Below are 12,510 nucleotides of genomic sequence, written 5' to 3'. Positions count from 1 at the left end.
ATTGAGGAACTGGCTAAAGATGTCCCGCGCCAAGCCATTGAAATTTATCGCTATACAATTTACTTTTTTATAGTCTGAAACAGGGACCAGTAGTTGTGACGAAACCGGTTTCCAATCTCATCTGCCGCAGCGTGGTGGAAGCGAGCGAGCTTTTGAAGCTTGTCGCCAACGCCAACCGTCTGGCCATTGTCTGTTACCTCATGGAAACGGAAGCATCCGTTTCCGCACTGGAATATGAACTTGGTATCCAGCAGCCAACGCTTTCGCAGCAGCTAGCCGAATTGCGCGACGCCGGTATCATCGAAGGCACGCGGGAAGGCAAGGCGGTGATCTATCGTGTCACCGATCCGCGCATTATCCAGCTGGTTCTGACCCTGCGCGGTCTTTACAAGGACCTTTCCGATGTGACGGGCAAGAAAGGCCGTCGCGCCTTGCCGCTGGATGAGGCGATGTTCGACTGACATGATCGACCTTTACACCTGGATCACGCCGAACGGCCTCAAAATCTCGGTTGCGCTGGAAGAACTCGGCCTGCCCTATCGCAGCCACGCCATCGACATCGAAAAGGGCGAGCAGTTCGCGGCCGATTATATCCGCATCAATCCCGGCTCGAAAATTCCGGCAATCATCGACAATGACAACGGTACTGTCCTGACGGAATCAAACGCGATCCTCCTCTATCTCGCCGAAAAGGCCGGCCGGCTTCTGCCCACCTCTTGCGCTGAGCGACTGATTGTCACCGAATGGCTGATGTGGCAGGCCGCCAATTTCGGCCCGACACTCGGTTATGCCCATTATTTCCTGACCTATCATGCCGGAGAGGCCCCCTTTGCCGAGACGCGTTTTGCCGCGGATGTGGAGCGCCTCTACCGGACATTGAACGACCGTTTAACGGGGCGGGAATATGTGGCTGGAGATTTTTCCATCGCCGATATCGCCATCTGGCCATGGGTCTCCCGCTTCGCGCGCCACAAAATCAATCTCGATGATTTTCCGGCGGTACAGCGGTGGTATCGCCAGCTTGGACAGCGGGAAAGTTTTAAGCGCGGTTATCGCGTACCCTTCGCAACGTCGGACGTGCCGGGGCTTTAACAGGCGACGAGGTGACCGGGCGAAACCTCGCGATATTCACGCGGCTTGACGGCATAATCAACGGCGCGGATCGGGCTTTTCAGCTCGTCATTGGCAGCACCGCGCCTTGTGTTGCGGCGGTCCGGGTCCGGCACCGGCACGGCGGCCATCAGCTTGCGGGTATAATCGTGCTGCGGATTGTCAAAGACGGCAGCACGCGGACCGATTTCGACGATCTCGCCGAGATACATCACCGCCACCCGGTGGCTGACGCGTTCCACCACCGCCATGTCATGGGATATGAACAGGAAGGCGAGATCGAGGCTTTGCTGCAGATCCAGCATCAGGTTGATGACCTGCGCCTTGATCGAGACATCCAGCGCCGAGACGCTTTCATCGGCGACGATGACCTTCGGTTTCAGCGCCAGCGCGCGGGCAATGCAGATACGCTGCCGCTGGCCGCCGGAAAACTCGTGCGGGTAACGCGCCGCCATATCGGGCGACAGACCGACCTTTTCCAGCATGTCGGCCACCACATCCTTCGCTTCGCGGGCGCTGCCCATGCGGTGTTCCAGAAACGGTTCGGCAATCGCCGCACCCACCGTCATGCGCGGGTTGAGCGAGGCGAAAGGGTCCTGAAAGATCATCTGAACCGTCTTGCGCATTTCGCGCATGCCCATCTTGTCGAGCGCGAGAATATTCTCGCCGTTCACCACCACCGAACCAGCATCCGGCTCGATCAGTCGCATGATGGCACGACCGGTGGTCGACTTGCCGCAGCCGCTTTCGCCCACCAGCGATAGTGTCTCCCCGGCCCTCAGATCGAAGGACACGTTTTCCACCGCGTGGACGCGGCCGCTGAGCCGACCCAGCAGGCCGGAGTGAATGTCGAAACGCTTGGTCAGCCCCTCCACCTTCAGCACCGGCCGGGCGCTGGCGTCAACGGTATCGGCCGGACGCGCCGGCTCCTGTGTTTCACCCGTGGTGGTGTTGACGATGGGAAACCGGAGCGGTCTTTCCTCACCCGTCATCGACCCGAGAACCGGAACGGCGGACAAAAGCGCGCGCGTATAGGGATGTTTGCCGCGGTGGAAGATATCCGCCGTTGCGCCGACTTCCACCTGCTCACCACGATACATGACGACGGTACGGTCGGCGATCTCAGCCACCACGCCCATGTCATGGGTGATGAACAGGACGGAGGTGCCCTCCTCTTCCTGAAGCGTCTTGATGAGATCGAGAATCTGGCCCTGAATGGTCACATCGAGCGCCGTCGTCGGCTCGTCGGCGATCAGGAGCTTCGGCCGGGAAGCAAGCGCCATGGCAATCATCACGCGCTGGCGCATGCCGCCGGAAAAGCGGTGCGGATATTCATCGAAACGCGAGGCGGCGGAGGGGATGCGGACCTTTTCCAGCAACCGGATCGTCTCTGCCCGCGCATCGGCTTTCGACATCGGCTGATGGCACAGCAGAGCCTCGGAAATCTGGTCGCCGATGGTGAAGAGCGGATTGAGGCTGGTCATCGGCTCCTGAAAGATCATCGCCACTTCATTGCCCCGCACCCGCCGCATGGCGTCTTCGGAAAGCGAGAGCAGGTTGCGACCTCCGAGCAGGATTTCACCCTGCACCCTGCTGCTTTCCCGATCCAGCAGCCGCATGATGGAAAGCGATGTGACGCTTTTGCCCGAACCGCTTTCACCGACGATCGCAACCGTCTCGCCCGGCCCGACATCAAAGGAAATATCACGCACCACGGGTTTCCAGCCGCCATCCACGTGAAAGGACGTGGTGAGATTGCGGACGGAAAGCACGGCATCTTCGGCACTAAGCGGTGCTGCCTGCGGCATGGTCATGATCGTTCCCTTTTCTTTATTCTGGTTGCAATGCTTGGGCGGGCAGTTACCGCGAGTTTCTTCTTCCCGAGGGGGAGAAGGTGGCCCGAAGGGTCGGATGAGGGGGCAACGCCAGCGATAGACCGCACCCTTGCCCCCTCATCCCGCTGCCGCGTACTTCTCCCCCTCGGGGAGAAGAAAACTGCCGCACCCGCTCGTTCCACTCAGTCCGGCCAGCGCAGCATGCCATCGAAACGGTGGCGGCTGCGGTCCTCGAACGGCGTGGCGATCACCTCGTTGGAGGCGCGTGCCTTATCCAGCTCTTCCGCCAGACGGGAAGCCACGATGGCTTCCTGGCCGGGATGCAGGTTGCAGGGGTCGAGATAGAAATAACGGTGTTCCACCTCGTGATCGCGGGTAATGATCGGCGGATTGCCTCTGGCCAGCGCCGTCGTCAGGTCCCATGCCGTGATATGGGCTTCTTCGGCATCGATGATGACGCGCAGCCGGTCGAGCGGGTTATTGGTCGGGTCGGGCTCGATCAGCGCCGTCACACCGGGGCGCCCGTCCAGCGTCTTTTTCCAGAGGTTGAGATAGCCGGTTTCGCGCTCGCGGATGCCATCATGGTCACGCTTTTCCCAGGCTTCCAGCGCCGCCATGACGCCATAGATGCTTTCCTTGCCGACCTTCATGCCGCGGCCGATACCCATGTTCTGCAAAAAGGCGTGGCGCACCAGCTCCTTTTTGCCGGCGACGATGCCGGAAGTGGGACCGCCAAGGAACTTGTGGCCGGAATAAAGCACCACATCCGCGCCCGTCGCCAGAAACAGCTTCAGATCATATTCGGACGCCGCATCGACGATAACAGGCACGCCCTTGGCGTGGGCAATCTCGACGAATTCGGAAAGGTGCAGCAGACCGTAATTCACCACATGGTGCGAGACGACATAGACCGCCGCCGCCGTCTTTTCGGTGATGGCGTTTTCCATGTGGAAACGATGGGTCGATGTCGCCTGCCCGATCAGCACCACCTTGCCGCCGCCGAGGCGGATTGCCTGATCCACCGGCGCGCCATAGCTCACCACATGCCCCATCTGCACCAGAACTTCGTTCTTCTCAGGCGCGACATCGGGCAGCTTTTCGATGGCCAGCAGATTATTGCCGGTAATGGCGCCCGCCACCGCAAGGCTGATGCCGGAGGAGCAGGACGCCGTGACGAAACCAGCCTCGCCGCCCGTCAGCCGTGCAATGATCGCGCTCGCCTTGCGTTGCAGATCATTGATCTCGACGAATTGCGGCAGGATGGCCGCCATGGCCTGCACGGCCTCGGGAACGACAATCGACGCGCCGAGCGAGGTCATGGTGCCCGAGACGTTGATGACCGGGCGAAGGCCGATCCTGCTTCTGATATCCTCGGTCATGTCTTTCTCCTGTCTTTGCGATGCGATAGGCATCGACATATATGCCATAATAATGTAATAGCTTCTCAAAATCATGAGGAGCCAAAATTGGACGCCCATAGACTGGACGAAATGCCTTCAACCGCCGTCTCTCCCACGGAGGAAAACCCGGACGCGAAGACGGCCAAGCGCTCGCGCGTCAGCGGTATCGACCGTGCGCTTCAGGTTATTGATTACCTTTACGAAACCGGATCGCCAGCCGGCGCTTACGCGATTGCCAAGGCCATCAAGGCGCCGCTTTCCACCGTCTATGTGATCATCGACGATCTCGTCGAAAAGAACATGCTGGCGCGCAATGCCGATGGCAATATCTGGCTCGGCGCGCGGCTTTACCATTATGGCCTTGCTTATGCCCGCTCGCTGGATTTCATGGGTGTCGCCACCCACGAAATGCACGATCTGTGCCGCCATGCGGGCGAGACCGTGCAGCTTTGCGGCCGCGATGGCGACCATATGCTGGTGCTTGCCATGGCCGATGGTCCAAGCCATTTTCAGGTCGCGTCGCGTGTCGGCACCCGTGTTCCCCTGAACTGGACGGCCTCCGGCCGCCTGCTCGTCGGTCATTTGCCGGAGGCGGAGCGTGTCGAACTGTTCAAGCGCTGCGCCCGCACCTCGCCCACCGGCCGCGCGGAAATCAACCCGGAGACCCTGTCGCAATCGGCAGGTGCCGCTTTCCATGACCGCCTGTCGATACAGGTCGCCGAATCCGATTACGCCGTCGCCTGCATTGCCTCGCCGATCTGCGACAACAGGGGCGAATGCGTTGCGACGATTTCCATCGTGCTGCCGGAACAGAAGGTGCTGGCGGACGAAAACCATTACACCGAACAGGTCAGGGTCTCGGCGGAACGGATCGAAAAGCTGATGGGCTGGCGCAACCATTAAACGGCCTCAATCCCTAAGCGCGACAATCGCTTCGATCTCAACGGTGATGTTGCCTGGCAATGAGCCGAAACCCACGGCGGAGCGGGCATGTTGTCCCGCATCGCCGAACACATCGATGAAGAGATCGGAGCAGCCATTGATAACGCTCGGGTGATCGCGGAAATCGCTGACGGCATTGACCATGCCGAGCAGCTTGACCACTTTTTTCACCCGCGACAGATCACCCAGCGCCTCATGCATGACGGCAAGCAGATTGATGCCGGTGAGACGCGCATGATTATAGGCCTCTTCCAGCCCGATTTCCGCGCCCACCTTGCCGGCATAGAGATGGCCGTTTTCTTCCCGCGGCCCCTGGCCCGAGAGATAAAGCATGTTGCCTTCCACCACATGGGTGACGAAATTGGCAATTGGCGGCGGCGGCGGCGGCAGGGAGATGCCGAGCGCAGCGAGCCGGTCATAGGGCGAAAGGTGCCCTTCTGCATCAAGCGAAGACTGTTTCACGCGAATTCCTCATAATGCCGGGACGGGTATCCCGTAATGTCTGCGGAAGGCGGAGGGTATGCCCCGCCATTCCATTCGGGTTCAGCGCCAGGAATAACCATGGCTGTGGCGCACCAGCTTGCGCGCCCTTGGAATATAACGGCTGGCGGCAATCGCTTCCGTGCCGATGACCGCGTAACGCGGCTCGAACAGACGTGTCAGGCGCGCCACATCGCCATTGGAGTCGGTCGCTTCCAGATCGGCATCCACTAGATCGAAAATGGTGAAGTCGGCGCGCTGGCCAACATCGAGACGGTTTTCCATATCGAGGCGGATGACGGAGGCCGGATTGCGGGTAACGGCCTCGATGACATTTTCGAAGGGCATATCAACCGACAGCAGCTTCGACATGGTCGTCGCCAGATCCCAGACCGGGAAATTCATCGAATGGCCATGCAAATCCGTCGAGATCGAGAAGGGCAACAGGCCGCGTGCAATCGCCGCTTCCGCCACCTTGAAGGAGAAGGACGCGCCGCCATGGCCGATATCCAGCCGGATGCCTTCACCGGCGCAGCGTTCGGCAAGGTTGAACAGGTCCTCGTCTTCCATGATGCTGGAGCCCGACTTGCCGTTGAAGCAATGGGTCACGACATCACCGGGGCCGAGGATTTCCAGCACCTCGTCATAGAGTGCCGGCGGTTCGCCCACATGCACCATCATCGGCACTTTCAGGATCTTGGCGATCTTCTTGCCGAGCTTGACCGGCGTCACACCCCAGGAACCGGTGATGACATGGCTCGCCCGCACCTTCAGGCCGACAATATGCTCGCTGTTTTCGGCGTAACATTCGAGGATACGATCAAGGTCGATATCCTTGATGTCGCGCAGTTCCGGCACCCGGTTGCAGGCGACAAGGCCGATGGAACCGAGATTGAGGAAGGCCTTGATGCGCTCTCTCGAAGGCTCGATGATATATTCGCGGAAACCATGGAAATTCGCCTCGCCCGCCGAGCCGGCATCCACCAGCGTCGTGACGCCGCGTTCCGCCCCGCATTCGGAGGGACGGATGGAGATATCGGTGCCGCCGTGCCAGATATGCACGTGCAAATCCACCCAGCCGGGCGAGATGAAGGCACCCTTGGCATCAATGCGCTGCGCATCCGCAGGCGCCTGCAGGGCAGAGCCCACCGCGGCGATCTTGCCGTCGCCACCGATCAGAATATCGGTCGAGGCCTGGGACGCCCCCTTTCCGAAACCGACGGGTCTGACATTGGCGAGAAGAATGGGAGCTTGAAGAGGCGCTTTCGCCTGTTCGCCGGACGACATATTACAAATCCCTTCGCAGTCTTGGGTCTAGCATGTCCCGCAGCCCATCACCGACCATTTGCAGCGACAGCACGGAAAGAATGATGGCAAAGCCGGGGAAATAGGTCATCCAGTCAGCCTGGCCGATATATTGGCGGCCAGCGGAGATCATGGTTCCCCAGGTGGGAATTTCGGGGCTGACACCGAGCCCCAGAAAGGAAAGGCCCGCCTCGGCCAGCATGGCGCTGGCGAAAAGGAAGGTGCATTGCACGAGGATGGGCGAGACCAGATTGCGCAGCACATGCCGCGTCATGATGTGGAAGGTGGAAATGCCAAGCGCCTTCGCCGCCTCCACATAGGGCAACTCACGGATCACCAGCGTCGAGGCGCGCACGATGCGGGCAAGGCGCGGCGAATAAACGACTGCAAGCGCGATGATGACAGTCGTCAGCGACGGGCCGAGTGCCGCCACCAGCGCAATCGCCAGCAGAATATCCGGAAAGGCCATCATCGCATCGATCAGGCGCGCAATCGGCGTATCCAGCTTCTGGAAGAAACCGGCAAGCAGGCCGAGGGTGATGCCGATCAGCGCCGAAAGCGCCACCACGGCGGCCCCGACCAGAAGCGACAGCCTTCCGGCATAGATGGTGCGGGAAAACACATCGCGGCCGAACTCGTCGGTGCCGAACCAGTAAATTTCACTCGGTGGCTTCAGACGGTTCACAATCGACAGTTTCGACGGCGAGTAAGGCGCAATCATCGGCGCAAAAACGGCAAGCAGCACGAAGACGACGAGAACGATAAGACCGGCAGCGACCGTCTTGCGCTTCAACAGACGCCGAATGAACAGGATGGTCGGGTTGCGCGCCGGCGGGGTGGTGGAAACAATATCGGCCATCAGTAACGAACCCTCGGATCGACCAGCAAATAAAGCATGTCGATTGCAAAATTGATGAGCACGTAAAGCCCGGCGATGATGAGAAGCGCGCCCTGAATGACCGGATAATCCCGCCGCAGCACGGCTGAGACGACAAGATTGCCGACACCCGGCAGGCCGAAGACGGTTTCCGTTACCACCGCGCCCGAAATCAGCACGGCGGCGGTGAGGCCAAGCACGGTGAGGATGGGAATGAGCGCATTCTTCAGCGCATGTTTCATCACCACCCGGCGCTCCTTGACGCCCTTGGCTCTGGCGGTGCGGACATAATCGTCACCGAGAACATCCAGCATCGAGGCGCGGGTGAAGCGCAGAATGAGCGCGGAGGAAACGAGGCCGAGCGCGATGGCCGGCAGGGTCAGGTGATACATGCGCTCTAGGAAGCTCGCGCCCGGCCCGCCATAACCCGACACCGGAAACATATCGAACCGCACGGCGAAAACCTGCATGAGGATGAGGCCGAGCCAGAAGCTCGGTATGCTGGCCGCCAGCATCGCCACCGTCGTGGCGGCCTGATCCACGAAGGAACCGCGCCGGTAAGCGGCATAGATGCCGATGGGAAGCGCGATGACGCTGGCGATCAGCAGCGAAAAGATCGTCAGGAAGAAAGTCGGCTCGGCCCGGTCCAGCAGTGCCGATCCAACCGGCATGTTGAGGAAGATCGACTGGCCGAGATCGCCCTTCAGCAATTGGCCGATATAATAGACATATTGCACGCCAAGCGACTGATCGAGGCCGAGCCGGCTGCGCAGCTCCGCAATATCCTGCGCCGAGGCATCCGGCCCCAGCATCACGGCGGCCGGGTCTCCGGGAGTGACGCGCAGGATGACGAAAACGATGGTGACGACGAGGAACATCACCACGATCATTCCCGCAAGTCTTTGGAAAATATACCGTATCACGTATGAAAGCTCCGAAGCGCGTGATGGGCCGCGACCAGGCGACGGTTGAATTGAGTTAAAGATGAATGCCGACACCTCCGGCACTCAGGGTCAGGAAAACGCTTACTTCCGTCATGCCGGACTTGATCCGGCATCCAGCTACCACGCGTCGGCGTGGTAAAAGAATCCCTTGCGATCAAGGACTTGATCGCGCTGGATCCCGGCTCAAGGCCGGGATGACGGGGTGCGGCCGTAGCACCCAGCACCCCGAGACCAAGCTGATCCTATTTCGTAACCGAAGCGTTCCAGAAATACGGCCACGGAGCCGGGTCGACACCATCAAGCTTGTTGGATTTCGCCGCCACCGCGTTGAAATCACCGATCTTGATGAGCGGCAGTTCGGCATACATCGTCTTCTGCACATTGGCCCAGAGCGCGACGCGCTTGTCCGGATCGGCCTCCGAGGTGAAGGCGTCAACCGTCGCCTTGCGTGCCGGCGTGTCCCACCAGCCCGGCGAGCCGGTGGAGAGCGCGCCGATCAGCGCCGGTTCCGGCAGGAAGGGGCTGTGGGTGATATAGATATCCCAGAGTTTCGGGTCGGCGCGGCGCTGCGTCAGCGTCGCCCAGTCCACCACCTGCATATCCACCTTGAAACCGGCCAGCTTCAGATATTCCGCGGCAACCTGCGCCATCTTGTAATGGAACTCGTATTGGCGGCTGGTGAGGATGCGCAGCGGCTCGCCATTATAACCGGCAGCCTTCAGCTTTTCAGCGGCGGCTTCCGGGTTGCCGACGTTATAATTGCCCTCGACACCCTCTTCCGTGTGCCAGGAGAAATTGTCGGGGTAATAGGCGCCGTCCAGCGCATAAAAATCCGTGCTGCCGAAAGCGGCAGCCAGCATGTCTTCCATGTTCAGCGCTTCGGTTACCGCCTTGCGGACCTCGAGCTTGGAAGAAAGACCTTCCTTGGTGTTGAACACGAAGACCGGGTAACCGAAGGGCTTCAGCATCAGCGGCTGCGAGGCGGAGGAAGACTTCACCCTGTCGAAGGATTCCACCGGAATGGAATCGACATAGTCATATTGCCCGGAAACGGCGGCTTCGACACGGGTATTCGCATCCGGAACCGGAACGAAACGGATTTCATCGAGATATTGGTGGCGCGCGCCACCATAGCCATCGCTTTCACCATCGCGCGATTTGTAACCATCGAAACGCACGAGCTGGATATATTGGTCCGCCTTGCGCTCCTTCAGCATATAGGGGCCGGTGCCGACAAATTCGGCCATCGGTTCGGCCTGCTTTTCCGCCGGCAGGATGATGGCCGCCGAATTGTTGAAAGCGAGTAGAGAAGTCAGCGGCGCATAAGGCTGCTTGAGGGTGATCGTCACCGTTGCAGCGTCGGGAGCGGAAATAGTGTCGATGAAACCAGCCGCCTGTTTGCCGCGCGAGGCAATCTTCATCCAGCGGCCAAGCGAGGCGACGACATCTTCCGAGGTCATGTCGCTGCCGTCATGGAACTTGATGCCCTGCCTGAGCTTGATCGTGTAGGTTTTGCCATCCGCGCTGATCTCGGGCAGGCTTTCGGCCAGAAGCGGCGTCGTCTTCCAGCCCTTGTCGAAGGTGTAGAGCGTCTCGAAAATATGCTGCGTGACGATGCCGACCAGATCGGCGGTCGAGGCCATGGGGTCGAGTGTCGGCGGCTCGCCGATCGTCGCGACATTGATGACGCCCCCCTTCTCCGCGGCCATCATCACACCCGGCGCCAGCAACAGCGCGGCGGTGGCGAGAAATGCAATCTTACGTCTCATGGTCAAGCTCCCAGCTCTTTGTTCCAATTTGATGTTCCATTATTATATTATATGCATCTTTATAACAGAATATCTTGATAAGACGCCTTGTCAATCACCTCATCGCGAGATGTTGGAAATCGCAGAGCGACGTGCCGGCAGGCGAGGCTCGCCGGGGTTAAAAATGAAGCTTTCGGAAATAAGGGCTGCCCCTTCCCGTCAGGGAAACGGAGAATCAGGAGGCCGGGATATTTCGCATTTGCGAACAAACTGCTATTGAAGATCAGACAAAGACCAGATTCCGACAGACATCGCCTAGCACAGATATTATTTTTCTTTTCATCCGTCTCCCGCCGCCGCTTTTTCAGGGCCTCGAGACACATACGACATTCTACACCGCCGAGTTTTCGTCCAGGGCGGATTATAAATTTTTATTACGTTGATATTATTGAGGAAATTATGAAGACGGCAATCGTCCATGACTGGCTCACCGACAGGGGTGGGGCTGAAAAGGTGCTTCACAACCTTCTCGAGATTTATCCGCAGGCGGATCTTTATTGCCTGGTGGATTTCATGAGCGAGCGCGACCGGGGATTTCTCGGAGGTCGCGCCGTCAACACCTCCTTCATCCAGAAACTGCCCTTCGCCCGCAAAAAATATCGGTCCTATCTGCCGCTCATGCCGCTCGCCATCGAGCAGTTCGATCTCAGCGGTTATGATCTGGTGATCTCCTCAAGCTATGCCGTCGCCAAAGGCGTCATAACCGGGCCGGGCCAGTTCCATGTCTCCTATATCCACAGCCCCATCCGTTACGCCTGGGATCTGCAGCACCAGTATCTGAAAGAAACAAGACTCACGCGCGGTTTCGCCTCATGGATCGCCCGCGCCATTCTCCACTACATCCGCATGTGGGACATTCGCACCGCCAATGGCGTCGACCTCATGACGGTCAATTCCAAATTCATCCGCAACCGTGTGCGCAAATGTTACGGGCGCGATTCCACCGTGATCTATCCGCCGGTAGACACATCCCACCTCTCCCCCTCCGACTGGAAAGGCGATTATTTTGTCACAGCATCGCGGCTGGTGCCCTACAAGAAGGTGCATCTGATCGTCGAAGCCTTTGCGAAAATGCCGGACAAACGGCTGGTCGTCATCGGTGACGGGCCGGACATGAAGCGTATTCGCGAAATCGCCACGCCCAACGTCGAAATTCTCGGCTTCGTCGGCAATGAGGAACTTCATAAATACATGGCGGAAGCCCGGGCTTTCGTTTTCGCGGCGGAGGATGATTTCGGCATCGTGCCGGTCGAATCGCAGGCGCTCGGAACACCGGTCATAGCCTATGGCAAAGGCGGGGTGCTTGAGACAGTCATTCCACTCGGTGCCTCCAATCAGCCGACGGGTCTTTATTTCGGCGAACAGACAGCCGAAGCGATCTGCGCCGCCGTGCAGGAATTCGTCGACAATTCCGAGCGCTTCGACAAGAACGCCTGTATCGACAACGCCGCCCGCTTCTCACGCGAACGTTTCCTGCGGGAATTTGCCGATACCGTGAATTTTGCCCTCGCTGAACGGGCCTGAGCCGCAAGGACCCGCTATGTGCCTGGAAAACTTCCCGACAGCCGAGCGGTGGCGTTCATATTGAACACCATGCCCGGTGGAGCCTTCCGCCTCAGGCAATTTCAACAGGGGCGGAGCTTCAAGATACCGGGGACAAATCCGAAATGGCCCGCTTGAATTGTTAGCCGGATCTATTGCCGGAAAGATGCAGCTCACAAGACGTTGCGACCATCTTTCCAGTTCATTCTCAAATAGCATTGCCTAATCTTGTTTATTGTGCGACTTTCGTACAGTTTTAGGTGTTTA

11 protein-coding genes are annotated in these 12,510 nt (G+C 59.1%); 4 read left to right on the top strand and 7 right to left on the bottom strand.

From position 1 onward, the window contains the following. The first annotated feature begins 95 nt into the window (after window positions 1–95). Together N434_RS22015 and N434_RS22010 are read left to right on the top strand one after the other, a co-directional pair. Window positions 96–461 carry an ArsR/SmtB family transcription factor gene (locus N434_RS22015; protein WP_065117652.1) on the top strand — a complete coding sequence of 122 codons (366 nt, stop codon included), beginning with the start codon at window positions 96–98 and terminating at the stop codon, window positions 459–461. 1 nt (window position 462) lies between these two features. Further along, window positions 463–1,092: a glutathione S-transferase family protein gene (locus N434_RS22010; RefSeq protein ID WP_110760304.1), complete on the top strand. Its 630-nt coding sequence runs from the start codon at window positions 463–465 to the stop codon at window positions 1,090–1,092. On the opposite strand, the gene N434_RS22005 is transcribed toward N434_RS22010, so the two are convergent. Together N434_RS22005 and N434_RS22000 are read right to left on the bottom strand one after the other, a co-directional pair. Further along, on the bottom strand, window positions 1,089–2,924 hold the full coding sequence (locus tag N434_RS22005; RefSeq protein WP_110760303.1) for an ABC transporter ATP-binding protein: 1,836 nt from the start codon (window positions 2,922–2,924) through the stop codon (window positions 1,089–1,091). The genes N434_RS22010 and N434_RS22005 overlap by 4 nt on opposite strands. A 203-nt stretch (window positions 2,925–3,127) precedes the next feature. Then, on the bottom strand, window positions 3,128–4,324 hold the full coding sequence (locus N434_RS22000; protein WP_110760346.1) for an aminotransferase class V-fold PLP-dependent enzyme: 1,197 nt from the start codon (window positions 4,322–4,324) through the stop codon (window positions 3,128–3,130). 87 nt (window positions 4,325–4,411) lie between these two features. Here N434_RS22000 and N434_RS21995 point away from each other — a divergent pair, with 87 nt between their 5' ends. Beyond that, a complete protein-coding gene (locus N434_RS21995; protein WP_065117648.1) occupies window positions 4,412–5,248 on the top strand; it encodes an IclR family transcriptional regulator in 837 nt (278 codons plus the stop codon). Between the two features lie 6 nt (window positions 5,249–5,254). On the opposite strand, the gene N434_RS21990 is transcribed toward N434_RS21995, so the two are convergent. From N434_RS21990 to N434_RS21970, 5 genes are all read right to left on the bottom strand, one after another. Then, window positions 5,255–5,749: a RidA family protein gene (locus N434_RS21990; protein WP_110760302.1), complete on the bottom strand. Its 495-nt coding sequence runs from the start codon at window positions 5,747–5,749 to the stop codon at window positions 5,255–5,257. An 81-nt stretch (window positions 5,750–5,830) separates the two neighbouring features. Beyond that, window positions 5,831–7,054: an amidohydrolase/deacetylase family metallohydrolase gene (locus N434_RS21985; RefSeq protein WP_110760301.1), complete on the bottom strand. Its 1,224-nt coding sequence runs from the start codon at window positions 7,052–7,054 to the stop codon at window positions 5,831–5,833. A gap of 1 nt (window position 7,055) precedes the next feature. After that, on the bottom strand, window positions 7,056–7,931 hold the full coding sequence (locus N434_RS21980; RefSeq protein WP_065117645.1) for an ABC transporter permease: 876 nt from the start codon (window positions 7,929–7,931) through the stop codon (window positions 7,056–7,058). After that, window positions 7,931–8,872 (bottom strand): ABC transporter permease, encoded by a 942-nt coding sequence (locus N434_RS21975; RefSeq protein ID WP_161991652.1) that lies wholly within the window; start codon window positions 8,870–8,872, stop codon window positions 7,931–7,933. Before N434_RS21975 ends, N434_RS21980 begins: the two co-directional genes overlap by 1 nt. A 263-nt stretch (window positions 8,873–9,135) precedes the next feature. Further along, entirely contained in the window at window positions 9,136–10,662 is a 1,527-nt protein-coding gene (locus tag N434_RS21970; RefSeq protein WP_110760299.1) for an ABC transporter substrate-binding protein, read from the bottom strand. Between the two features lie 438 nt (window positions 10,663–11,100). Between N434_RS21970 and N434_RS21965 the strand changes: the two genes are divergently transcribed. After that, a complete protein-coding gene (locus tag N434_RS21965; protein WP_065117642.1) occupies window positions 11,101–12,225 on the top strand; it encodes a glycosyltransferase family 4 protein in 1,125 nt (374 codons plus the stop codon). Window positions 12,226–12,510: the final 285 nt, after the last annotated feature.

It is taken from the genome of Rhizobium sp. UGM030330-04 (assembly GCF_003208455.1).
Lineage (GTDB): Bacteria > Pseudomonadota > Alphaproteobacteria > Rhizobiales > Rhizobiaceae > Agrobacterium > Agrobacterium rhizogenes_A.
The sequence above is the reverse complement of the archived record's forward strand: the minus strand, read 5'-3'. Positions and strand labels throughout refer to the sequence as shown.

Coding starts and splice junctions, on each gene's coding strand:
- N434_RS22010 (WP_110760304.1), top strand. CDS start 463: ATGATCGACCTTTACACCTGGATCACGCCGAACGGCCTCAAAATCTCG.
- N434_RS22005 (WP_110760303.1), bottom strand. CDS start 2,924: ATGACCATGCCGCAGGCAGCACCGCTTAGTGCCGAAGATGCCGTGCTT.
- N434_RS22000 (WP_110760346.1), bottom strand. CDS start 4,324: ATGACCGAGGATATCAGAAGCAGGATCGGCCTTCGCCCGGTCATCAAC.
- N434_RS21985 (WP_110760301.1), bottom strand. CDS start 7,054: ATGTCGTCCGGCGAACAGGCGAAAGCGCCTCTTCAAGCTCCCATTCTT.
- N434_RS21980 (WP_065117645.1), bottom strand. CDS start 7,931: ATGGCCGATATTGTTTCCACCACCCCGCCGGCGCGCAACCCGACCATC.
- N434_RS21970 (WP_110760299.1), bottom strand. CDS start 10,662: ATGAGACGTAAGATTGCATTTCTCGCCACCGCCGCGCTGTTGCTGGCG.
- N434_RS21965 (WP_065117642.1), top strand. CDS start 11,101: ATGAAGACGGCAATCGTCCATGACTGGCTCACCGACAGGGGTGGGGCT.